We start from the raw sequence: 20,953 nt of genomic DNA on the forward strand, positions 1-20,953 counted from the left end.
GCGCGGTAGACAGGTCCGCGTGCACCTGACCCGCGCCGCCGCCGAGGCCCTCGACGACGCCGACCCGCTGGCCGGGTTCCGCGACCGCTTCGCCGGCGTCGACGACGGCCTGCTCTACCTCGACGGCAACTCGCTGGGCCGCATGCCACGCGACACCCCGGCGGCGCTGGCGCGGGTGGCCGAGGAGGAGTGGGGCCGCGGGCTGGTCGGGTCGTGGGCGGGCTGGATCGACGTCGGCACGCGGGTCGGCGACGTCATCGGCACCGGCGTCCTCGGCGCGCGGCCCGGCGAGGTGCTGCTGGCCAACACGACCACCGTCGACCTGTACGAGCTGGTGGTCGCCGCCGCCGACGCCCGGCCCGGCCGCGACGTGCTGGTCTGCTGCGCCGACGACTTCCCCACCGACCGCTACGTCGTCGCCGGCATCGCCGCCGCCCGCGGGATGACCGTCCGCGAGGTGCCGGCCGACGTCGACGAGGGGCTCGACCCCGCCGACCTGGCCGCGGCGCTGGACGAGCGGGTCGCCGTCGTCGTGCTCTCGGCGGTGGCCTACCGCTCGGGCGCGCTGGCCGACGTCCCCGCGGTGACGGCGGCGGCGCGTGACGCCGGCGCGCTCGTCGTCTGGGACCTCTCGCACGCCGCCGGCGCGGTGGAGCTGGACCTGGCCGCCCACGGCGTCGACCTCGCGGTGGGGTGCACGTACAAGTACCTCAACGGCGGGCCCGGCGCGCCGGCCTTCCTCTACGTGCGGCGGGAGCTGCAGGAGTCGCTGCGCCAGCCGATCTGGGGCTGGTTCGGCCAGCGCGACCAGTTCGCCATGGGACCGGTCTACGACCCGGTGCCGGGCATCGGGCGGTTCGCGACCGGGACGCCGCCGGTGCTCGCGGCCGCGGCGGTGGAGGTGGGTGCCCGGCTGGTGGCCGAGGCGCGCACCGGCCGGCTGGCGGCGAAGGGGCGGGCGCTCACCGGGCTGCTGGTCGACCTCGCCGACGCGCACCTGGCGCCGCACGGCGTGGCGCTGGCCAGCCCGCGCGATGCCGCCCGCCGCGGGTCGCACGTCACCCTGGCGCACCCGCACGCCTGGCAGCTGACGCAGGCGCTGGTCGACCGCGGCGTGGTGCCGGACTTCCGCACGCCCGACCGCGTGCGCCTCGGGCCCGCGCCGCTCTACACCCGGTTCGTCGACGTCTGGGACGCCGTCGACCGCTTCCGCGCGATCCTCGAGGACGGCGGCTGGTCCGCCCACCCCGAGGAGCGCACCCGCGTCACCTGAGGAGGTCGGCAGAAATGGCCATCTCTGCCGCTCTCCTCAGGTGACGTCGGGCGGGACGCCGATGGGGTTGCGGTCGGGGAAGAGCCCGGCGGTGACGACGGCGCGGCGCACCGGCACGAGCAGCTCGGCGAGGCGGTCGCAGCGGGGGTCGCCGAGCGCCCGCCACGGGCCCAGCGCCAGCCGGTCGGTGTCGGCCTCGATCGCGGTGACCATCGCCAGGCCCTCCGCGGACAGCTCCACGTCGTCGGGCCCACTGCCGTCGAGCCAGCCGCGGCCGGCCAGCTCGTCCGTCGCGGCCGCCCACGCGTCGTCGTCCCAGCCGCGGGCCTTCTGCAACCACTCGCGGTCGACGCGGCCGGCCGCCGCCACCAGCACGTGCGCGCCGATGCCGGAGACCTCGCGGGCGACGAGCGCCACGGTGTGCCCGTCGCCGCGGTGCTCCCGCAGGGTGGTCAGCGCCTGCCACAGCGCCAGGTGCGGCTCGTCGGGTTCGCTCGCGGCCGCGTTCGCCGCGGCCAGCGGACGGCCCGGCAGGTCGACCGCCTCGGCGGCGATCCGCGCCAGCTCCGCGGCCTCCGCCGCCTCGGCGGACGTGACCCACTCCCCCAGGACGCGGCGCACCGTCGCGTCGACGCCGGCCAGCCGCGCCGCCAGCGCCTCCTCCGGGGTCACCGCCGACCACACGGCGGGCACGCGACGGGCCACGAACGACGGCGCGAAGTTGACGAAGGTCGCCGTCACGACCTCCGGCCCCACCGGCCCGAGCGGCGCCGCGCGCATCGCGAAGTACGCCGACCAGAAGCCGGTCAGCCCGGCCGCCTCCGCGGCAGCCCGCGACTCGTCGGAGAAGTACGTGACCGCGTGGTACGGCTCGGCCAGCGCCCACAGCCGCCGCGCGGTGCCGGCAGAGGTCACGCCGACACGCTCTCGGGCACGCCCAGCCACTCGCGCCAGCGCGGGTCGACGGTGCGGGCGCCCAGCAGCCGCCAGGCCGCGCCGCTCGGTGTGCGCGGCGGGTTCGGGAGCTTCCAGCCCAGCTCGGCCAGCGACCGGTCGGCCTTCGTGTGGTTGCACCGCCGGCAGGCGGCCACGACGTTGTCCCAGGTGTGCGTACCGCCGCGGCTGCGGGGCACCACGTGGTCGATGCTCGTCGCGGAGCTCCCGCAGTAGACGCAGGTCTGCCCGTCGCGGGTGAACACCGCGCGGCGCGACAGCGGGACCTGCGCCGGGTAGGGCACCCGGACGAAACGCGTCAGCCGCACGACCACGGGGACGGCGAGGCTGACCCGTTCGGCGTGCACCACCTCGGCGGCGTCGTCGACCGGGACCGCCTTCTCCGCGAGGACCAGCACGATCGCGCGGCGGCTGGACACCACGCAGAGCGGCTCGTAGGTGGCGTTGAGCAGCAGGGTGGCGGCCGTCGTGCCGGACGAGGGCACGGGCAGCCGGGGGTGTGGGACGGGGTCCCGCCGCGGACCTGGGTGGCCCGCCGGCGACGACCCGGACGCGGAACGCGACACGGAGCACCTCCGGAGTCCCCGGACCGCCGTACCGGGGCGGCCCGTGGGCAGACCCATAGTGCCCTGACCAGGCCCGGTGGCGCTCGGGGGAACCGTCCGGCCCGCGGTTACGGTGGGCCGGGTGCGCTACCCCGACGCCGAGAAGCTCGACCTGGTCGAGGACCTGCACGGCCACCGCGTGGCCGACCCCTACCGCTGGCTCGAGGACGCCGGCGACCCGCGCACGCAGGCGTGGACCGCCGCCGAGGACGCCCTCGCCGCCGATGTCCTCGGCGCCCTCCCCCTGCGCGCCGACCTCGCCGCCCGGCTCGAGCGGCTCGTGCACGCCGGCGCGGTCGGCGTCCCGGTGCACCGCGGCGGCCGGGCCTTCTCCACCCGCCGCGACCCCGGCCAGGAGCACGCCGTCCTGCGGGTCCGCGAGCCCGACGGCACCGTCCGCGTGCTCGTGGACCCGATGGCGGTCGACCCGTCCGGGACGACGACGCTCGACGCGTGGTCGCCGTCGTGGGAGGGCGACCGGCTGGCCTACCAGCTGTCCACCGGCGGCGACGAGGAGTCGCGCCTGTACGTCCTCGACGTCGCCACGGCGAAGCAGCTCGACGGGCCGGTCGACCGCTGCCGCTACTCCCCCGTCGCCTGGCTGCCCGGCGGCGAGGAGCTCTTCTACGTCCGCCGCCTGGCGCCGGACCAGGTGCCCGCCGGCGAGGAGCAGTTCCACCGCCGGGTGTGGCGTCACCGGGTCGGCGCCGACCCCGACGACGACGTCCTCGTGCACGGCGAGGGACTCGACCCCACCAACTACTACGGCGTGCGGGTGAGCGCCGACGGCCGCTGGCTGGCCGTGTCCGCCTCCGCCGGGACCGCGCCGCGCGACGACGTCTGGCTGGCCGACCTCGCCGGTGACGGCGCGCTGCGGGAGTTCCAGGTCGGCGTCGACGCCCAGACCTCCGCGTGGGTGGCCCGCGACGGCCGGCTGTGGCTGCTCAGCGACCGCGGCACCCCGCGCTGGCGGCTGGCCGTCGCCGACCCCGCCGACCCCGTCACCTGGCCGGCGGAGGCGTGGACCGACGTCGTCCCCCAGTCCGACGACGGCGTGCTGTCCGACGTCGCGCTGGTCGACGGCGCCGACGGGTCGCTGCAGGTGCTCGCCGTGCACTCCGTCGACGCCACCGACCGCCTCTCGGTGTGGGCCGCGGACGGCTCCGGCCGGTTGGCGGAGGTCACCGGCCTCGGCGTCGGCAGCGTCTCCGGCGTCAGCGCGCCGCCCGAGGGCGGGACGACGGCGTGGGTGGGCTACACCGACCACGCGACCCCGCCGTCGGTGCTGCGCTGGGACGCCGCCGAGCCGACGGCACTGGCCGAGGACGAGCGCGCGCCCGTGGCCGGCGAGGTGCCGGACCTGACCGTCGTCGAGACGCACGCGACCTCGCCCGACGGCACGCCGGTGCACCTGTTCGTGCTGTCGGGCACCGGCACGCCGGACACCCCCCGCCCGACCGTCCTCTACGGCTACGGCGGCTTCAACGTGGCGCTGACGCCGGGCTACTCGGCGCAGGCGCTGGCCTGGGTCGCCGCCGGCGGCGTGTGGGCGGTGGCCAACCTGCGCGGCGGCTCCGAGCACGGCGAGGACTGGCACCGCGCCGGCATGCGCGAGCGCAAGCAGAACGTCTTCGACGACTTCGCCGCCGCCGGGGAGCACCTGGTCGCCGAGGGCTGGACGACACACGCGCAGCTGGCGGTGATGGGCGGGTCCAACGGCGGCCTGCTCGTGGGCGCCACCCTCACCCAGCGGCCCGACCTCGCCGCCGGCGTCGTCTGCAGCGCCCCGCTGCTGGACATGGTCCGGTACGAGCGCTTCGGCCTGGGCCGCACCTGGAACGACGAGTACGGCACCGCTGACGACCCGGTCGAGCTCGGCTGGCTGCTCGGCTACTCGCCGTACCACGCCGTGCGGGAGGGCACCGCCTACCCGGCGACGCTGTTCACGACCTTCGAGTCCGACACCCGCGTCGACCCGCTGCACGGGCGCAAGCTCGCCGCCGCCCTGCAGGCCGCCACGAGCGCCGACGCACCCGTCGTCCTGCGGCGCGAGACGTCGGTCGGCCACGGCGCGCGGGCGGTCAGCCGCACCGTGGGACTGGCCGCCGACCAGCTGGCCTTCCTCGCCGCGGCCACCGGGCTGTCGGACTGGGGCGCGCCGCCCGCCTGATCCGTCGTCCCGACCTGACACCATGGAGAGTGATGCCTGCTCCACTCTCCGTGGTGGTCGCCGCCGCCGACACCGGCCTCGGCGGCGCCGCCCCCGCGTGCCTGTCGGACCCGACCACCCTGTGCGCCAAGGTCTACGAGCTGTCCGGCGTCGGCTGGCTGGCCACCAACGCCGAGGCGCTGATCGAGAAGCCGGCGAGGATCCTGCTGGTCGTCGTCGTGGCCTTCGTCGTCCGGGCGCTCCTGCACCGGGCGATCCGGCGGCTCACCGACCGCACCGCCACCGGCTCGATGCCGACGATCCTGCGGCCCTGGCGCAACCGGGTCCGCGCCGCCGACCCCGACGGCGTGGAGACCATCGCCCAGCGGCGCACCCAGCGGGCCGAGGCGATCGGGTCGGTACTGCGCAGCATCGCGTCGTTCGTCGTCATGGGCATCGCCGTCGTGCTGGTGCTCGGTGAGCTCGGCGTCAACCTGGCGCCGATCATCGCCAGCGCCGGCGTCGTCGGTGTCGCCCTCGGCTTCGGCGCGCAGAACCTGGTCAAGGACTTCATCGCCGGGATCGGGATCATCCTCGAGGACCAGTACGGCGTCGGCGACGTCGTCGACCTGGGCGAGGCCAGCGGCACGGTCGAGGCGGTGGGCCTGCGGATCACCCGGGTGCGCGACGTCAACGGCGTCGTCTGGTACGCCCGCAACGGCGAGATCCTGCGGGTCGGCAACAAGAGCCAGGGCTACGCGCAGGTGGTCATCGACATGCCCGTCGCGCACGACACCGACCTCGAGCGCTGCCGGCGGGTCATGCAGGAGGTGGCCGACGCCCTCTACGCCGAGGAGGACTGGGCGGGGGTCCTGCTCGCCGAGCCGGAGTCCCTCGGCGTCGAGCTGATCACCGCCGAGGGCGTCACGATGCGGGTGCAGGTGCGCACGACCAACGCCGACCAGTGGCGGGTCGGCCGGGAGCTGCGGATGCGGCTGAAGGAGCGCTTCGCCGTCGAGGGCATCCGGACGCCGCCCCCGCTGGTGAGCGCGGCCAACGGGGCCACGGCCAGCGGCGCCCGATGAGCGGGGTCACGCGCCCGGCGACGTTCCGGGACGTCTTCGCCGTCCGCGAGTTCCGCCCGTTCTTCGGCACCTACACGCTGTCGACCATCGGCGACGAGCTCGCCCGGGTGGCCCTGACCGTCCTCGTCTACCAGCGCACCGACTCGCCGCTGCTGGCCGCGTTCACCTTCGCGCTGGGCTTCCTGCCGTGGGCGCTCGGCGGGCCGGTGCTCGCCACGATCGCCGACCGCTTCCCCCGGCACCGGGTGCTCATCACCAGCGACGTCGTCCGCGCCGTCCTGGTCGCCGGGATGGCCGTCCCCGGGACGCCGCTGGCCGTGCTGCTCGTGCTGCTGTTCCTCGTCTCGCTGTGCGCGCCGCCGTTCGAGTCGGCCCGCTCGGCGCTCATGGCCGACGTCCTCGAGGGCGAGCGGTACGCCGTCGCCACCTCGCTGACCAACGTCAGCCTGCAGATGGCGCAGGTCGTGGGGTTCCTCGCCGCGGGCGGGCTGGTCACGGTGCTCAGCCCCACGGCCGTGCTGCTCGCCGACGCGGCCACCTTCGCCGTCTCCGCCGTCTGGCTCACCGCCGGGCTGCAGCGCCGGCCGGCGCCCACCGACGGCGTCACCGAGCCGTCCTCGGTCTGGCGGGAGGCCGGCGAGGGGCTGCGGCTGATCGGCGGCAGCCCGCGGCTGCTGGCGATCATCGCGCTGCTGTGGGTCGGCACCCTGTTCGCCAACGCCGCCGAGGGCATCGCCGTCCCGCTCACCGACGAGCTCGGCGAGCGGGCCGCCCAGGTCGGCGTGCTGCTCGCCGCCCAGCCGCTGGGGATGACCGTCGGCGGGCTGGTGCTCGCCCGGCTGCTGGGGACGGCGCGCAGCGACCGGCTGATGCCGCTGCTGGTGGGCCTGTCGCTGGCGCCGGTGCTGCTGGCCGGGCTGGTCGCCATGAGCGCCGGGCCGGGCCGCGTGGCGTACGCGCTCGTCGTCGGGCTGATGTTCGTGTCCGGGCTCGGCGCCTCGTGGAGCATCCCGCTCAACGTCGCCTTCGTGCAGGCCGTGCCGCCGGCCTTCCGGGGCCGCGCCTTCGGCGTCGCGGTCAGCGGTCTGTACGGCATCCAGGGCGTCGGGGCACTCGCCGCCGGGCTGGCCGCGGAGGGGCTGGCGCCCAGCGCCGTCGTCGCGCTGGCCGGCGGGATCGGCCTGGTGGCGGTCGTGCCGCCGCTGCTCGCCTACGGGCGGACGAGGGCCGCCTCCGGGGGCGACGTGGCGGAGGAGCGCCCGGCTGCGGGACCATCGGTGTCATGAGCGAGGCGAGCCGGTCCCTGCCCTCGGCGCGGACCTTCTACGACGAGGTCGGTGGCGAGCCGACCTTCCGTCGGCTCGTCGCCCGCTTCTACGCCGGTGTCAAGGGCGACCCGGTGCTCGCGCCGCTCTACCCCCAGGACGACTGGGAGGGCGCCGAGACGCGCCTGCGCCGCTTCCTCGAGCAGTACTGGGGCGGCCCGACCACGTACTCGCAGGAACGCGGCCACCCGCGCCTGCGGATGCGGCACGCCCCGTTCGCGATCGGCGAGGCCGAGCGCGACGCGTGGCTGCGGCACATGCGCGACGCCGTCGACAGCCTCGAGCTGCCCGACGAGCAGGACGACACCCTGTGGGCCTACCTGACGATGGCCGCCCGCAGCATGCAGAACCGATAGAGGACCCCCTCGCCCCCCACCGCTCGCGAGCTCGCGGCGGGCCCCTGCGAGGGGGCCGTTCCCTCACGTCACCTAGGAGCCCGGTGAGTTCCCTCACCCCTGCCCGCCCGTTCCGCCGCACCGACGCCGACTGGTGGCGCGACGCGGTCTTCTACCAGGTCTACATCCGCAGCTTCGCCGACGGCAGCGGTGACGGCGTCGGCGACCTCGCCGGCATCCGCGCCCGCCTGCCGCACCTGATCGACCTCGGCGTCGACGCGCTGTGGATCACGCCCTTCTACCCCTCGCCGATGGCCGACCACGGCTACGACGTCGCCGACCCGCGCGACGTCGAGCCGGTCTTCGGCGACCTCGACGGGTTCGACGCACTGCTGGCCGAGGCGCACGCCGCCGGCATCCGGGTGACCGTCGACCTGGTGCCCAACCACACCTCCGACCGGCACGAGTGGTTCCAGGCCGCCCTGGCCGCCGGCCCCGGCTCGCCCGAGCGGGCGCGTTACCTCTTCCGCGACGGCCGCGGCCCGGACGGCGCCGAGCCGCCGAACAACTGGCCCTCGGTCTTCGGCGGCCCCGCCTGGACGCGGGTGCCCGACGGACAGTGGTACCTGCACCTGTTCGCCCCCGAGCAGCCCGACCTCGACTTCACCAACCCCGAGGTCCTCGACGACCTCGAGACGACGATGCGCTTCTGGCTCGACCGCGGCGTCGACGGCTTCCGCATCGACGTCGCGCACGGCATGGCCAAGCCCGCGGGTCTGCCGGACATGCAGCCGATGGAGGACACCGGCCTGCTCGACGACCACGGCCCCGGCGACCTGCGCTTCGACCAGGACGGCGTGCACGACGTCCACCGGCGGGTGCGCGCCGTGCTCGACGCCCACCCGGGCTCGATGGCCGTCGGCGAGGTGTGGGTCTCGGACGACGACCGGCTGGCCGACTACCTGCGCCCCGACGAGCTGCAGCTGGCCTTCAACTTCAAGCTGCTGACCGCCGAGTGGACCGTCGAGGACCTGCGCGACGCCGTCGTCCACTCGCTGGCCACCGTCGCCGACGTACCCGCCCCGGCCTGCTGGGTGCTGTCCAACCACGACCGGCCCCGGCACGTCACCCGCTACGGCGGCGGCGAGCTCGGCACCCGGCGGGCGCGCGCGGCGGCGCTGCTGCAGCTCGCCCTCCCCGGCGCGGCCTACGTCTACAACGGCGACGAGCTCGGCATGCCCGACGTCGACCTGCCCGACGACGCCCTGCAGGACCCGATCTGGGAGCGCTCCGGGCACACCGAGCGCGGCCGCGACGCCTGCCGGATCCCGGTGCCGTGGTCGGGCAGCGCGCCGTCCTACGGCTTCTCCGCGCGGCGGGAGACCTGGCTGCCCATGCCCGAGGGCTGGGGGCCGCTGACCGCCGAGGCGCAGGCCGCCGACCCGTCGTCGACGCTGTCGCTGTACCGGGCCGCGCTGGCCCTGCGGGCCTCCTCGCCGGCGTTCTCCGGCGAGTCGCTGGAGTGGCTGCCCGCCCCCGGCGGGTGCCTCGCCTTCCGCCGTCCCGGCGGCCTGGTGTGCCTGCTGAACCTCTCCCCCGAGGCCGTTCCGCTGCCCGAGGGACGGGTCCTGCTGGCCAGCGACGACGTCACCGGCGGGACCCTCCCGTCCGACGCGGCGGTGTGGCTGCACGCCTGAGCGGGACGGGCCCGGCGCCCCCGCTCTCGGGAGGCGCCGGGCCCCGACGCGGGTAGCATCCGTCTCGTAACGAGGCGTCACGGGGGACGCTCCACACGGTCGACCGACCCGCCGTCGGGGACCCACTCTCGGGGAGGCTCGCCCGCCCATGGCGCTGCTGCAGGTCGAGGGGCTGACGAAGTCGTTCGGTGCCCGCCGCGTCCTGCGCGACGTCTCCTTCACCCTCGACGAGGGCGAGATCGTCGGGCTGGTCGGCACCAACGGCGCCGGCAAGTCCACGCTCGGGGACATCGTGGCCGGCATCACCGCGGCCGACTCCGGCCTCATGACGCTGCAGGGCCACCCGTACGCGCCGCTGTCGACGGAGGACGCCCGCCACCTCGGCGTCGGCGTCGTCGAGCAGCTGGTGCACATCGACCCGCACCTGACCGTCGCGCAGGCGGTCTTCCGCGGCACCGCGCAGGCCGGGCGGCCGCAGGAGGAGCTGCGCCGGCAGGCCCAGGTGCTGCTCGCCGAGGTGGCGCTCGACGTCGACCCGGACACCCTGGTCGGGGACCTGCCGCACTTCGTGCACGGCCTGGTCGAGACCGCCCGCGTGCTCGCCGAGGACACCCGCCTGGTCGTGCTCGACGAGGTGTCCGCCCCGCTGCTGCCCTCGGAGGTCACCAGCCTGCACTCCGTCGCCGGGCGGCTGAGCCGCCAGGGCCGCGGGGTGCTCTACATCAGCCACCGGCTGCCCGAGATGCTCGAGGTGGTCGACCGCGTGCTGGTGCTGCGCGACGGCCGGATCGCCCTCGACTGCCCGAGCGCGCAGATGGACCCGGTCCGGCTGGCCGCGGAGACCGTGGGCGAGCCGGTGACGCCGCCGCCGCCGCGGATCGCCTCGGCCCCGGTCCCGGCACAGTCGCCGGCACCGGACGACGACGTCCCGGCGCGCACGACGCCGCGGCCGGCCCCCTCCGACGAGGTCGCGCTGCGGGTCCGCAACCTGCGGGTGCCCGGCGCTGTCGAGGGCGTCGACCTGCTGCTGCGCCGCGGCGAGGTGATCGGGCTGACCGGGCACCGCTCCTCCGGCGTCCGCGAGATCGCCGACGCCCTGTCCGGCGAGCTGCCGGCCGTCACCGACGAGCTCCTGCTGCACGGCGAGCAGCGCTCGCTCGGGTGCACCGACGACGGCTCGCTGGCGCTGCCGGCGTACCGGCCCGACGAGGACGCCTACGGGGTCGACCCCGGCGAGACCATCGCCCGCACGCTGACGCAGGAGGCCTGGGGCACGCTCACCGACCTGCGCCGGGAGATCGCCACGCTGCGCGGGGTCATCCGGACCGTGCACCAGATGGACGTCAAGACGATGAGCATCCGCACCGTCTTCGGCGCGCTGTCCGGCGGCGACCAGCACAAGCTCGCGCTCGCGCGGTGGATGTCGGCCTCACCGCGCGACGTCGTCGTCCTGCACGAGCCCACCCGCGGCCTGGACGTCCGGGCCCGCCGGCAGGTCCGGCGGCTGCTCGACGAGGCGACCATGCACGGGACGTCGGTCGTCGTGGTCTCGGTGGACCCCGACGAGCTGGCCGAGTGCTGCGACCGCGTCGGGATCGTGGCCGACGGCCGCGTGGCGCGCTGGATCGACACCGGCGAGCTCGCCGTCGACGCGGTGCGCGAGCGCATCGTCGAGGCTGCCACCGCCGCTGCCTGAACCGCTGCCCGAGTCACGGCCCGGCACCGCGGTGCCGGGCCGGCGCCCTCCCCGACCCCCGTCCGGATCGGGCGCCGGCCCGTCGGTTCCCGCGGGCCTCAGACGGCGACGGTGGCCGCGACCGCCCGCAGCTTGTGCCGGGCGAGCGCCAGGTTGGCGGTCACCCGGTTGAGCACGAGGTAGATGAACAGGCCGGAGTTGCCCTGGCCCTTGAGCACGTTGATCAGGTGGTACTGGCTGCCCAGCGTGATGAGGATGTCCTCGACCTCGTCCTTGAGCTCGAGGTCGCCGATGGTGCGCAGCTTGGCGCGGACCACGTTGGAGTTGCCGGCGGCCGCCACGTTGAGGTCGAAGCCGGGGGTGCCCCCGGACGCGAGGGCCATGCCGCTGTCGATGTCCACGATCGCGGCGCCGTTGGCGCCCTCGATCGCGAGCAGGTCGGCGATCACGTTGTCGAGCGTTGCCACGGATGGGGCTCCTGTCGTCTCGAGAGGGGGACGCAGCGGGGTGCTGCGCACCGGGTCGGGAGACCCGGCTCGGCCGGACGGACCGGACGTCTGCTGGGGCACGGCGCCTCCGGGCGGGAGGGCCGCCGGAGCGTCCTGCGTGCTCCCGGCCGGAGCCGGGTGCGGAGCCTGCGGCGGGACCGCGTCGTCGTCGACGGCGGGCTGCGGGGCCGGGGCGGGCCGGTGCACCGGCTCCCGTGGCCGCTCCTGGAGGAGCTCCCGCGGCTCGTGGCGCCCCCGCTGCCACAGAGACGCCCACCACCCGGTTGCCATGCGCCAGTCCCGCCCTGTTCCCGCGTCCGCCGAAGGCCTCAGCGACCCCAGACAACACGTCCCCGGCGGGCCGGGCAAACCGGCGGGCGTCTCTGCAGGTGAGCGCGCCGACACCGACGGCAACCATCGGGAGAGGCCGCCGGACCCGTGTCCCGCGCCGCTCCGGTACCTTCCGCGAGGACCGCGCGGGCCCGCCCGCTGCCTCTCGCAAGGAGCCACCGTGAAGACCCGGGACCTCGCCTACGTCGCCCTGTTCGCCGCCGTCATCGCGGTGCTGGGGACCCTGCCGGCGATCACCGTCGGCCCGGTGCCGATCACCGCCCAAACCCTCGGCGTGATGCTGGCCGGCAGCGTCCTGGGCGCCCGCCGCGGCTCCCTCGCCGTGCTGCTGTTCCTCGTCCTGGTGGCCGTCGGGCTGCCGCTGCTGGCCAGCGGGGCCGGTGGGCTGGCACCCTTCGCCGGGCCGACCGCGGGGTACCTCTACAGCTGGCCGGTGGCCGCGTTCGTCATCGGCTGGCTCACCGAGCGCTCGTGGGACCGCTACGACGTGCTGCGCGGCACGCTGTTCAACGTGGTCGGCGGGATCGTCGTCATCTACGCGATCGGCGTCCCGGTGCTCAAGGCGGTCGCGGGCCTGGAGTGGGGCGCCGCGTTCTGGAGCGGCGCGGCCGTGTTCGTGCCCGGTGACCTGTTCAAGGCCGTCGTCGCGGCGGCGATCGCCGACGTCGTCCGGCGCAGCTACCCCGTCATCGAGCGTCCCCGCCGGACCGCCGAGAGCCGGTGAGGTTCCGCCGTCCCGGCCCGGCGCCCGCCGCGGACGACGTCGCGGACCCGGGGCGCGGCATCGAGCTGCGCGGGGTCTCCCACCGCTACGGCGACCGGCCGGTGCTCGACGGCCTCGACCTGACCCTCACCGAGGCGCGGATCGGCGTCGTCGGCGCCAACGGGTCGGGCAAGAGCACGCTCGCCCGGCTGCTCAACGGCCTGGTCGTGCCGTCGGAGGGGCGGGTGCTCGTCGACGGGCTCGACACCCGGACCCAGGTGCGCGCGGTGCGGCGCCGGGTCGGCTTCGTGTTCCAGGACCCCGACGCGCAGATCGTGCTGCCCACGGTGGCCGAGGACGTCGCCTACGGGCTGGAGAACCAGGGCGTGCCGGCCGACGAGCGCGCGGCCCGCGTCGCCGAGGTGCTCGAGCGCTACGGCCTCGCCGGGCACGCCGACCACCCCGCGCACCTGCTCTCCGGCGGGCAGAAGCAGCTGCTGGCCATCGCCGGCGTGCTCGTCATGCGCCCCGCCCGGATCGTGTTCGACGAGCCGACGACGCTGCTGGACCTGGTCAACGCCCGCCGGGTCGCCGAGCTGATCGCCGGGCTCGAGCAGCAGGTCGTCGTCGTGACCCACCAGCTGGACCTGCTCGACGGCTTCGACCGGGTGCTGGTCGTCGACCGCGGCCGGGTCGTCGAGGACGCCGCCCCCGGCCCGGCCGTGGCCGCCTACCGCGCGCTGATGGCCGACCGGTGACCCTCGCGCTGTACGTCCCACGGGCCAGCGTCGTGCACCGGCTGCCGGCCGGCGCCAAGCTGCTCGCCCTCGCCGTCCTGGCCGTCGCGCTGTTCGTGCTGCCCACGCTCACCGCGGCCGCCGCGGCGCTGCTCGCGACGGTCGCCGTGGGGCTGCTCGTCGCCCGGCTGCCGGTGGCGGTGCTGGCCCGGCAGGCGCGCGCCGTCGTCTGGTGGCTGGGCGCGCTGCTCGTCGTCCACGCGCTGACCACCGACCTGCGGACCGGCGCGCACGTGGCGCTGCGGCTGCTCACCCTGGTGGTGGCCGCGGCCGTGGTGACGGCGACGACGCGGGTGAGCGCGATGGTGGCGGTGGTCGAGTGGCTGTGCGCCCCGCTGCGGCTGGTCGGCGTCCGGCCGGCACGCGTGGGCCTGACCATCGCCATGGCGCTGCGGTTCATCCCGGTGCTCGTCGAGCGCGCCGACCGGATCCGCGCGGCGCAGGCCGCCCGCGGCGGGTCCCCCCGCGGGGTGCGCGCGCTGCGGACGACCGTCGCCCCGCTGCTGGTGCAGGTGCTGCAGATGGCCCACGACGTCAGCGAGGCCCTCGACGCCCGCGGTGCCGACGACGTCCCGCCCCCGCGCCGCCGGCGCTCCCCCACCTCGGAGGTCCCGCGATGACCGTCACCGAGATCTGGCTGACCCCGACTGCCGCCGCGCCCATGCGGCGGGTGCCCGCGGCCCGGCTGGTCGCCGGGCTCGGCCTGGAGGGCGACCGCTACGCCCTCGGCGGCGGCACCTGGGCGCGGTACCCCGACCTGGAGAAGCAGCTCACGCTGATCGACCGCGACGACGTCGCGGCGGTCGCGGCCGAGGCCGGCGTGCCGCTCACCCCCGGCGACACCCGCCGCAACCTCGTGACCACCGGCGTCGACCTGCCCGCGCTGGTGGGCCGGTGGTTCGCCGTCGGCGACGCGCTGCTGTTCGGCATGAAGCGCTGCCCGCCCTGCGCCCACCTCGAGCGGCTCACCGGTGCCCGGCTGGTCAAGGCGATGGTGCACCGCGGCGGCATCAACGCGGCGGTCTTCGCCGGCGCGGCGATCACCGAGGGCGCGGTCGTGCGGGCGGTGTCCGAGGAGGAGGCCGCCCGACGCGGGGCCCCGACCGGCGCCGACCGGCCGGTGCCCCGCCTCGTCGCCGGGTGAGGCGGGCTCAGCCCACGAGGCGGTAGAAGCGCAGGAAGTCGTCCGGGACGTCGAGGACCTCGACGTCGGTGAATCCCGCCTCCCGCGCGTAGCGGCGCAGCGTGTCCGGGCGCATGACCGTCCCGGTGGCCGCCGACGGTTGGTGCGACATCCCGTCGGCCAGGCAGCAGGTCACGCTGTAGCCGTACATCAGCCGCTCGACGTCGTCGCCCGGCGCGGTGAACCGCTCGGCCACCCGCTCGTCGACGACCAGCACGGTCCCGCCGGGGCGGACCAGTCGCCGCATCGCGGCCAGCACCGACACCGGGTCGGACAGGTCGTGGATGCACTCGAACGCCGTCACCAGGTCGTAGCCGGCCGCGTCGTCCACCGTGCCGGCGTCGGCGTGGTGGTGGTGCACCCGGTCGGCGACGCCGGCCTCGGCGGCGTTGCGGCGGGCCGCCGCCACCGAGGGCCCGTCGACGTCGTACCCGTCGACGGTCGCCGCCGGGTAGGCCTGTGCGATGCCGACGGACGACCAGCCGTGGCCGCAGCCCACGTCGGCGACCCGGCCGCCGCGGCGCAGGGCCGCGTCGACGTCGGGGATCGACGGCAGGTACGTGTTCCCCAGGCGGCCGAGGAACAGCGGGCGGTTGGCCGCGGCCTGGGCCTCGCGCACGTCGGTCCCCTGCTGCGCCCACGAGACGCCGTCGCCGGTGCGGTGCGCCTCGGCCAGCGCGTCGACCTGCCGGCCGACCGCCACCACGAACCGGACGAGGGGCACCAGGTGGTCGCTGCTGAGGACGTCGAGCAGGGGCGCCTCGTGCCCGAGGGGCAGCGTGAAGCGCCGGGCCAGGGCGTCCCCGGGGCGGGCGGGGTCGTCCTCGGCGGTGAGGATGCCGGTGACCGCCTGCTGCTCGAGCCACTCGCGGACGTAGCGCTCGACGGTCCCGGTGCGCCCGGCCACCTCGGCCGACGTCGACGTGCCGTTCTCGGCGAGGTCGCGGTAGTAGCCGAGGCGGTCGCCGAGGTGCACGGCCTGCGCGTCGAGGACGGCGAGCACGGTGTCGAGCAGGCGCCCGGCGAGGGCCTCGGTGGCGGCGGCGGTGGCGTCGTCCGCGCGGGTGTCGGTGGTCATCGTCGACCAGCTCCTCTCGGGGGCCCGACCGGTCGGCCGACCGCGCCGGCGCGCCCGATCCTGGCCCCGGCCGGCGCGAGGTGGAACCCGGCAGCGCCCCGGTCCGTGATCTGTACGTGGACACCCTGCGGACGCTGCTCAACCTGGTCTGGCTCGTGCTGCAGGGCTGGCTGCTCGCGCTGGCCTATGCGCTCGCCGGCGTGCTGGCCTGCCTGCTGGTGGTGACCATCCCGTTCGGCATCGCCGCGTTCCGGCTGGCCGGGTTCGTCGTCTGGCCGTTCGGGCGCACGACGGTGCGGGCACCCGGCGCGGGCGTGGCCTCGGCGGTGGGCAACCTGGTCTGGTTCCTGGTGGCCGGGTGGTGGCTGGCGCTGGTGCACGTGCTCGCCGGGATCGCGTTCTGCGTGACGATCATCGGCATCCCGTTCGGGATCGCGTCGTTCAAGCTCGCCGCGGTCGGCCTGTTCCCGCTGGGCAAGCGGGTGGTGCAGACCGCTCCCCCGCGCGACTGGATGCACGCCGGCAGCGGCGTGGTGCAGGGGGCACCGGCCCGCTGGTGAGGCTCAGCCGGCCGGCTCGTCGCCCCAGCGGGCGAGGAACTCCTTCTCGTCGGGGGTGAGCCGGCGCGGGCGGTCGATCGAGAAGTCGAAGGGCGCCAGCAGCGTGCTGCCGGTGACCGCCAGGTTCTCGTGGTCGAACACCTCGTAGTGGCAGGTGAACGCCGCCGCCCGGATGCCGGAGACCCAGATCTGCACGTCCAGCGGGCGCGACGAGTAGACGACGGGCCGCTTGTAGGCGATCTCGTGGGCGGCCACGACCGTGCCGCGGCGGAGGCCCGTGCGCTCCTCCAGCGAGGCGCGCTCGAAGAACAACGCGACGCGCGCCATCTCGAAGTACTGCAGGTACACCACGTTGTTGACGTGGCCATAGGCGTCCATGTCCGACCAGCGCATGGGGACTGCCACCGTGAACCGCACGGTCCGACACCCTGCCGCACGCAGACCGCCGCCGTCGACGCCGCCCCGCCGCGACGCCGGATGTGCACGCAGCGCGTTCCCGAGCGCCGTCCGGCCGCGCTGCGTGCACGTGCCGTGCGGGTGCCGGAGACGCCGACGGCCGGCCGGAGCGGTGCTCCAGCCGGCCGTCGGGGACGTGCTCAGTCGCGGGCGAGCTTGCGGTAGGTCGCGCGGTGCGGGCGGGCGGCCTCCGGGCCGAGGCGCTCGACCTTGTTCTTCTCGTAGTCGGCGAAGTTGCCCTCGAACCAGAACCACTTCGACTCGCCCTCGTAGGCGAGGATGTGGGTGGCCACGCGGTCGAGGAACCACCGGTCGTGGCTGACCACCACGGCGCAGCCGGGGAAGTCCAGCAGTGCCCCCTCGAGGCTGGTGAGCGTCTCGACGTCGAGGTCGTTGGTCGGCTCGTCGAGCAGCAGCAGGTTGCCGCCCTGCTTGAGGGTGAGCGCCAGGTTCAGCCGGTTGCGCTCACCGCCGGAGAGCACGCCGGCCGGCTTCTGCTGGTCGGGGCCCTTGAAGCCGAACGCCGCGACGTAGGCCCGCGAGGGCATCTCCACGTTGCCGACCTTGATGTGGTCGAGGCCGTCGGAGACGACGTCCCAGAGCGTCTTCTTGGGGTCGATGCCGCTGCGGGTCTGCTCGACGTAGCTGACCTTGACCGTCTCGCCGACCTTGATCTCGCCGTCGTCGGGCTTCTCCTCGCCGACGAGCATCTTGAACAGCGTGGTCTTGCCCGCGCCGTTGGGGCCGACGACGCCGACGATGCCGTTGCGCGGCAGCGTGAAGGACAGGTCGTCGATGAGCACCCGGTCGCCGAAGCCCTTGGTGAGGTCCCGGGTCTCCACGACGACGTTGCCCAGCCGCGGGCCCGGCGGGATCTGGATCTCCTCGAAGTCCAGCTTCCGGGTCTTCTCGGCCTCGGCGGCCATCTCCTCGTAGCGGGCCAGGCGGGCCTTGCTCTTGGCCTGGCGCGCCTTGGCGCCGGAGCGGACCCACTCCAGCTCCTCGGCCAGCCGCTTCTGCCGCTTGGCGTCCTTGGCACCCTCGACCTTCAGCCGGGCGGCCTTGGTCTCCAGGTAGGTGGAGTAGTTGCCCTCGTAGGGGTAGGCCCGGCCGCGGTCGAGCTCGAGGATCCACTGGGCGACGTTGTCGAGGAAGTACCGGTCGTGGGTGACGGCGACGACGGTGCCGGCGTACTTCTCGAGGTGCTGCTCCAGCCACGCGACGCTCTCGGCGTCGAGGTGGTTGGTGGGCTCGTCGAGCAGCAGCAGGTCGGGCGCCTCGAGCAGCAGCTTGCACAGCGCGACGCGGCGGCGCTCACCACCGGAGAGGACGGTGACGTCGGCGTCGCCGGGCGGGCAGCGCAGCGCGTCCATGGCCTGCTCGATGCGGGCGTCGAGCTCCCAGCCGTCGTGGTTCTCGATGACCTCCATGAGCTCGCCCTGCTCGGCCAGCAGCGCGTCGAAGTCGGCGTCGGGCTCGCCCATCGCCGCACTGACCTCGTCGAAGCGGGTCAGCGCGTCGCGCAGCGGCTTGACCGCCTCCTCGACGTTGCCGCGCACGTCGAGCTCCTCGTTGAGCGGCGGCTCCTGGAGCAGGATGCCGACCGTGGCGTCCGGCGCCAGCATCACGTCGCCGTTGGAGGGCTGCTGCATGCCGGCCATGATCTGGAGGACCGTCGACTTGCCGGCGCCGTTCGGCCCGACCACGCCGATCTTGGCGCCGGGCAGGAAGGACAGCGTGACGTCGTCCAGGATGACCTTGTCGCCGTGCGCCTTGCGGGCACGGACCATGGTGTAGATGTACTGAGCCACTGGGCTTTCGAGCCTTCCGTCGATGCGCGGAGAGGGCGGGCCGGCGCGTGCGCCGGCCCGGCCCCCGTGCGTTTCTCGGTCCCGATCCTCCCAGTCGGCGGGCGGCTACCGCAGAGCCGGTTCCGGCAGGGCGTGCAGCGCCTCGTCCAGCGCGCCGTCGAGTGTGGTGTCGAGGGCGCTGTCGGCCGGGGACGAGTCGGGGTCCAGCTCGTACAACGGCGTGCCGCCCCCGGTGTAGTCCCGCTGCGCGGGATCGGCCGGCGGCTCGTCCGCGGGCGGGGCGGCGGTCGCGGCTCGCTGCGTCTTGCGGAACTCCACGGTGCCCTTGCCCAGGTCGAGGCCCACGGCCTGGGCGCGGACCTTCGGCCGGCTGCGGCGGCCCTGGTCGGACTCCCACTCGTCGGTGCGCAGCACGCCGCGCACGATGACCGGGTCGCCCTTGCTGACGCTGTGCGAGACGTTGCCGCTGAGCTCGCCCCAGCACTCGACGTCGACGAAGAACCTCGCGCCGTCGACGAAGCCCTGCACGCTGCTGTCGTAGCGCCGCTCGGTGGAGGCCACGCGGAAGTTGGTGACGCTGCCGTGCTGCGTGCGGGTGCGGGTGGGCGCGGTGACGACGTTGCCGGTCACGGTGATCTCGGTGGTGCTCACGGTGCTCCTCGGGTCTGCAGGAGCCGGCACGGTGCCGGTCCGCCGTCGACCCTCGCGCTGCCGTCAGGTCCGCGGCGCCGCTCCCGGCGACCTGTGGAGCACGCGGCCCCTGTGGACGACGGGCACCCGGGGTGTCACCGGGTCACTCTCCCCGCGCGCGGAGGTGTCATCATCGCGCCCGAGCGCCCGTAGCTCAGCGGATAGAGCAGGTGCCTTCTAAGCACTTGGTCGCAGGTTCGAGTCCTGCCGGGCGCGCGGGGAGAGTCCGGTCGTCAGGTCCCGGGCCGCCGGTCGCCCGCGGCCGACCCGGCCCTCGACTCCGTCCGGGTGCCGGGCCCCGACCTGCCGCGGATCTCGTCCTTGGTGCGCGTCTCGCGCAGGACGAGCGCCGAGAGGAACGTGATCGCGCCCATCAGGGCGATGTAGGCCGACACCGAGGCCGACGTGCCCGTGGCCACCAGGAGCGCGGTCATGAGGAAGGGCGTGGCTCCGCTCACCAGGATGGCGGCCAGCTGATAGGCCAGCGAGGCCCCCGAGTAGCGGATCCGCGGCTCGAACAGCTCCGCCAGGTAGGCGGCCAGGGGACCGTAGGTGAGCGAGGACCCGATCAGGCCGCCGACCAGCGCCAGGAAGATCAGCGGCAGCGACCCGGTGTCGATCAGCCAGAAGAACGGGAACGCCCACAGGGCGATGATCGCCGCGCCCAGCAGGATGGGAGGCCGGCGGCCGATCCGGTCCGACGCCACCCCACTGAAGTAGATGACGAACACCGAGATCGCCGAGGCTGCCAGCGTGACGGTGAGCAGCTGGTCGCGGTCGACGCCGAGCTCGCGGGTGGCGTAGTCCAGAACTCCGGCGATGCTGATGTAGAAGATCGCGTTGGTGCCGAAGAGCAGTCCCGCGCCGAGCAGCACCGGCCGGCGGTGCTTGCGCACGACCTCCATGATCGGCGCCTGCGCCACGTGGGCCTCGGGGGCCTGGTCGTGGCTCTCCTGCAGCTGACGGAAGACGGGGGTGTCCTCGACCCGCAGCTGGATGAACATGACCACGGGGAGCAGCACGGCGCTGGCCAGGAACGGGATGCGCCATCCCCAGGAGAGGAAGGCCTCGGGGCTCACGGTGGCGCTCACCGTCAGGAAGACGACGTTGCCCAGGATGACGCCGATGGGGACGCCCATCTGCCCGAAGGTGCCCGCGCGCCCCTTGCGGTCCCGCCCGGCGTTCTCGGTGAGCAGGAGGATGACCCCGCCCCACTGTCCGCCGACCGCGATGCCCTGCAGGAAGCGCAGCACGACGAGCGCGATGGGTGCGAGCGCGCCGATCGAGTCGGCCGTGGGGAGCAGGCCGATGAGGAAGGTCGCCGATCCCATCAGGACCAGGCAGGTGACGAGGGCCGGCTTGCGGCCGACCTTGTCCCCGAAGTGGCCGAAGACCAAGCCGCCGATGGGACGGGCGATGAAGCCGGCCCAGAAGGTGCTGAAGGCCAGCAGCGTGCCGACGAGCGGAGAGGCGCCTGGGAAGAAGAGCTCACCGAACACCAGCGCCGCCGCGGTGGCGTAGATGAAGAAGTCGTACCACTCGATGGAGCTCCCGATGAGCCCCGCGGCCATGAGCTTGCGCAGCGACCGACGGTCGAGGGCGGGTGTCTCGGTTCCTGGAGTTGTCATGGCAGTTCCTGTCACCATCACGGGCGCCATCGACCGTGCGGGGAGGCTGTCGGGAGAACATGCCACGGGCGATGGCTGGCGGAGGGCGG

General features: G+C 74.9%; 20 protein-coding genes and 1 tRNA gene. 13 read left to right on the top strand and 8 right to left on the bottom strand.

Annotation, left to right across the window (positions count from 1 at the left end; translation table 11 throughout):
* The first annotated feature begins 19 nt into the window (after window positions 1-19).
* Window positions 20-1,273, top strand: coding sequence for a kynureninase (gene kynU, locus FN207_RS17820; protein ID WP_142459788.1), 1,254 nt, complete (start codon window positions 20-22; stop codon window positions 1,271-1,273).
* Between the two features lie 36 nt (window positions 1,274-1,309).
* On the opposite strand, the gene FN207_RS17825 is transcribed toward kynU, so the two are convergent.
* Window positions 1,310-2,188, bottom strand: coding sequence for an SCO6745 family protein (locus FN207_RS17825; protein WP_142459789.1), 879 nt, complete (start codon window positions 2,186-2,188; stop codon window positions 1,310-1,312).
* Window positions 2,185-2,712, bottom strand: a complete 528-nt coding sequence (locus FN207_RS17830) for an HNH endonuclease (protein WP_246066145.1) — start codon at window positions 2,710-2,712, stop codon at window positions 2,185-2,187. The genes FN207_RS17825 and FN207_RS17830 overlap by 4 nt, the downstream gene beginning before the upstream one ends.
* A gap of 202 nt (window positions 2,713-2,914) precedes the next feature.
* On the opposite strand from FN207_RS17830, the gene FN207_RS17835 reads away from it, so the two are divergent.
* The 6 genes from FN207_RS17835 to FN207_RS17860 all read left to right on the top strand — a co-directional run bounded on the left by FN207_RS17835 (window position 2,915) and on the right by FN207_RS17860 (window position 11,119).
* The gene (locus tag FN207_RS17835; protein ID WP_142459791.1) at window positions 2,915-5,002 is read left to right on the top strand and encodes a prolyl oligopeptidase family serine peptidase; all 2,088 of its coding nucleotides are present in this window, start codon (window positions 2,915-2,917) and stop codon (window positions 5,000-5,002) included.
* A 32-nt stretch (window positions 5,003-5,034) separates the two neighbouring features.
* Window positions 5,035-6,066, top strand: coding sequence for a mechanosensitive ion channel family protein (locus FN207_RS17840; protein WP_142459792.1), 1,032 nt, complete (start codon window positions 5,035-5,037; stop codon window positions 6,064-6,066).
* The gene (locus tag FN207_RS17845) at window positions 6,063-7,352 is read left to right on the top strand and encodes an MFS transporter (protein WP_142459793.1); all 1,290 of its coding nucleotides are present in this window, start codon (window positions 6,063-6,065) and stop codon (window positions 7,350-7,352) included. The genes FN207_RS17840 and FN207_RS17845 overlap by 4 nt, the downstream gene beginning before the upstream one ends.
* The gene (locus FN207_RS17850) at window positions 7,349-7,747 is read left to right on the top strand and encodes a globin (RefSeq protein ID WP_142459794.1); all 399 of its coding nucleotides are present in this window, start codon (window positions 7,349-7,351) and stop codon (window positions 7,745-7,747) included. The genes FN207_RS17845 and FN207_RS17850 overlap by 4 nt, the downstream gene beginning before the upstream one ends.
* A gap of 83 nt (window positions 7,748-7,830) precedes the next feature.
* Entirely contained in the window at window positions 7,831-9,423 is a 1,593-nt protein-coding gene (locus tag FN207_RS17855; RefSeq protein ID WP_142459795.1) for a glycoside hydrolase family 13 protein, read from the top strand.
* 148 nt (window positions 9,424-9,571) lie between these two features.
* A complete protein-coding gene (locus tag FN207_RS17860; protein ID WP_142459796.1) occupies window positions 9,572-11,119 on the top strand; it encodes an ATP-binding cassette domain-containing protein in 1,548 nt (515 codons plus the stop codon).
* A 98-nt stretch (window positions 11,120-11,217) separates the two neighbouring features.
* On the opposite strand, the gene FN207_RS17865 is transcribed toward FN207_RS17860, so the two are convergent.
* On the bottom strand, window positions 11,218-11,586 hold the full coding sequence (locus FN207_RS17865) for a hypothetical protein (RefSeq protein WP_142459797.1): 369 nt from the start codon (window positions 11,584-11,586) through the stop codon (window positions 11,218-11,220).
* Between the two features lie 532 nt (window positions 11,587-12,118).
* On the opposite strand from FN207_RS17865, the gene FN207_RS17870 reads away from it, so the two are divergent.
* From FN207_RS17870 to FN207_RS17885, 4 genes are read left to right on the top strand one after another with little or no spacing between them, the layout of a single operon-like run.
* Window positions 12,119-12,682 (top strand): biotin transporter BioY, encoded by a 564-nt coding sequence (locus tag FN207_RS17870; RefSeq protein ID WP_142459798.1) that lies wholly within the window; start codon window positions 12,119-12,121, stop codon window positions 12,680-12,682.
* Entirely contained in the window at window positions 12,679-13,419 is a 741-nt protein-coding gene (locus FN207_RS17875) for an energy-coupling factor ABC transporter ATP-binding protein (RefSeq protein WP_142459799.1), read from the top strand. Before FN207_RS17870 ends, FN207_RS17875 begins: the two co-directional genes overlap by 4 nt.
* Window positions 13,416-14,078: an energy-coupling factor transporter transmembrane component T family protein gene (locus FN207_RS17880; RefSeq protein WP_142459800.1), complete on the top strand. Its 663-nt coding sequence runs from the start codon at window positions 13,416-13,418 to the stop codon at window positions 14,076-14,078. Before FN207_RS17875 ends, FN207_RS17880 begins: the two co-directional genes overlap by 4 nt.
* Complete coding sequence (locus FN207_RS17885; RefSeq protein ID WP_142459801.1) at window positions 14,075-14,602, top strand: MOSC domain-containing protein; 528 nt, start codon at window positions 14,075-14,077, stop codon at window positions 14,600-14,602. The genes FN207_RS17880 and FN207_RS17885 overlap by 4 nt, the downstream gene beginning before the upstream one ends.
* A 7-nt stretch (window positions 14,603-14,609) precedes the next feature.
* Here the strand turns inward: FN207_RS17885 and FN207_RS17890 are convergent, their stop codons facing one another.
* Window positions 14,610-15,719, bottom strand: coding sequence for a class I SAM-dependent methyltransferase (locus FN207_RS17890; protein WP_142459802.1), 1,110 nt, complete (start codon window positions 15,717-15,719; stop codon window positions 14,610-14,612).
* Between the two features lie 116 nt (window positions 15,720-15,835).
* Between FN207_RS17890 and FN207_RS17895 the strand changes: the two genes are divergently transcribed.
* Window positions 15,836-16,279 carry a YccF domain-containing protein gene (locus FN207_RS17895; protein ID WP_221888263.1) on the top strand — a complete coding sequence of 148 codons (444 nt, stop codon included), beginning with the start codon at window positions 15,836-15,838 and terminating at the stop codon, window positions 16,277-16,279.
* A 3-nt stretch (window positions 16,280-16,282) separates the two neighbouring features.
* Here FN207_RS17895 and FN207_RS17900 read toward each other — a convergent pair whose 3' ends face one another.
* The 3 genes from FN207_RS17900 to FN207_RS17910 all read right to left on the bottom strand — a co-directional run bounded on the left by FN207_RS17900 (window position 16,283) and on the right by FN207_RS17910 (window position 19,197).
* A complete protein-coding gene (locus tag FN207_RS17900) occupies window positions 16,283-16,684 on the bottom strand; it encodes an acyl-CoA thioesterase (RefSeq protein WP_246066146.1) in 402 nt (133 codons plus the stop codon).
* A 191-nt stretch (window positions 16,685-16,875) separates the two neighbouring features.
* Window positions 16,876-18,546 carry an energy-dependent translational throttle protein EttA gene (gene ettA / locus FN207_RS17905; RefSeq protein WP_142459803.1) on the bottom strand — a complete coding sequence of 557 codons (1,671 nt, stop codon included), beginning with the start codon at window positions 18,544-18,546 and terminating at the stop codon, window positions 16,876-16,878.
* Between the two features lie 105 nt (window positions 18,547-18,651).
* A complete protein-coding gene (locus FN207_RS17910; protein WP_185938406.1) occupies window positions 18,652-19,197 on the bottom strand; it encodes a single-stranded DNA-binding protein in 546 nt (181 codons plus the stop codon).
* A gap of 182 nt (window positions 19,198-19,379) precedes the next feature.
* Here FN207_RS17910 and FN207_RS17915 point away from each other — a divergent pair.
* Window positions 19,380-19,452: transfer RNA gene (locus FN207_RS17915), tRNA-Arg, on the top strand.
* A gap of 17 nt (window positions 19,453-19,469) precedes the next feature.
* Here FN207_RS17915 and FN207_RS17920 read toward each other — a convergent pair.
* On the bottom strand, window positions 19,470-20,864 hold the full coding sequence (locus FN207_RS17920) for an MFS transporter (protein ID WP_221888265.1): 1,395 nt from the start codon (window positions 20,862-20,864) through the stop codon (window positions 19,470-19,472).
* Between the last annotated feature and the right edge of the window lie 89 nt (window positions 20,865-20,953).

This window comes from Geodermatophilus aquaeductus, from assembly GCF_900182545.1.
GTDB lineage: Bacteria > Actinomycetota > Actinomycetes > Mycobacteriales > Geodermatophilaceae > Geodermatophilus > Geodermatophilus aquaeductus.

What these genes read in the sequence shown, in the direction of transcription:
- FN207_RS17885 (WP_142459801.1), top strand. Translation starts at nt 14,075, where the DNA reads ATGACCGTCACCGAGATCTGGCTGACCCCGACTGCCGCCGCGCCCATG.
- FN207_RS17890 (WP_142459802.1), bottom strand. Translation starts at nt 15,719, where the DNA reads ATGACCACCGACACCCGCGCGGACGACGCCACCGCCGCCGCCACCGAG.
- FN207_RS17920 (WP_221888265.1), bottom strand. Translation starts at nt 20,864, where the DNA reads ATGACAACTCCAGGAACCGAGACACCCGCCCTCGACCGTCGGTCGCTG.
- FN207_RS17860 (WP_142459796.1), top strand. Translation starts at nt 9,572, where the DNA reads ATGGCGCTGCTGCAGGTCGAGGGGCTGACGAAGTCGTTCGGTGCCCGC.
- FN207_RS17845 (WP_142459793.1), top strand. Translation starts at nt 6,063, where the DNA reads ATGAGCGGGGTCACGCGCCCGGCGACGTTCCGGGACGTCTTCGCCGTC.
- FN207_RS17840 (WP_142459792.1), top strand. Translation starts at nt 5,035, where the DNA reads ATGCCTGCTCCACTCTCCGTGGTGGTCGCCGCCGCCGACACCGGCCTC.
- FN207_RS17850 (WP_142459794.1), top strand. Translation starts at nt 7,349, where the DNA reads ATGAGCGAGGCGAGCCGGTCCCTGCCCTCGGCGCGGACCTTCTACGAC.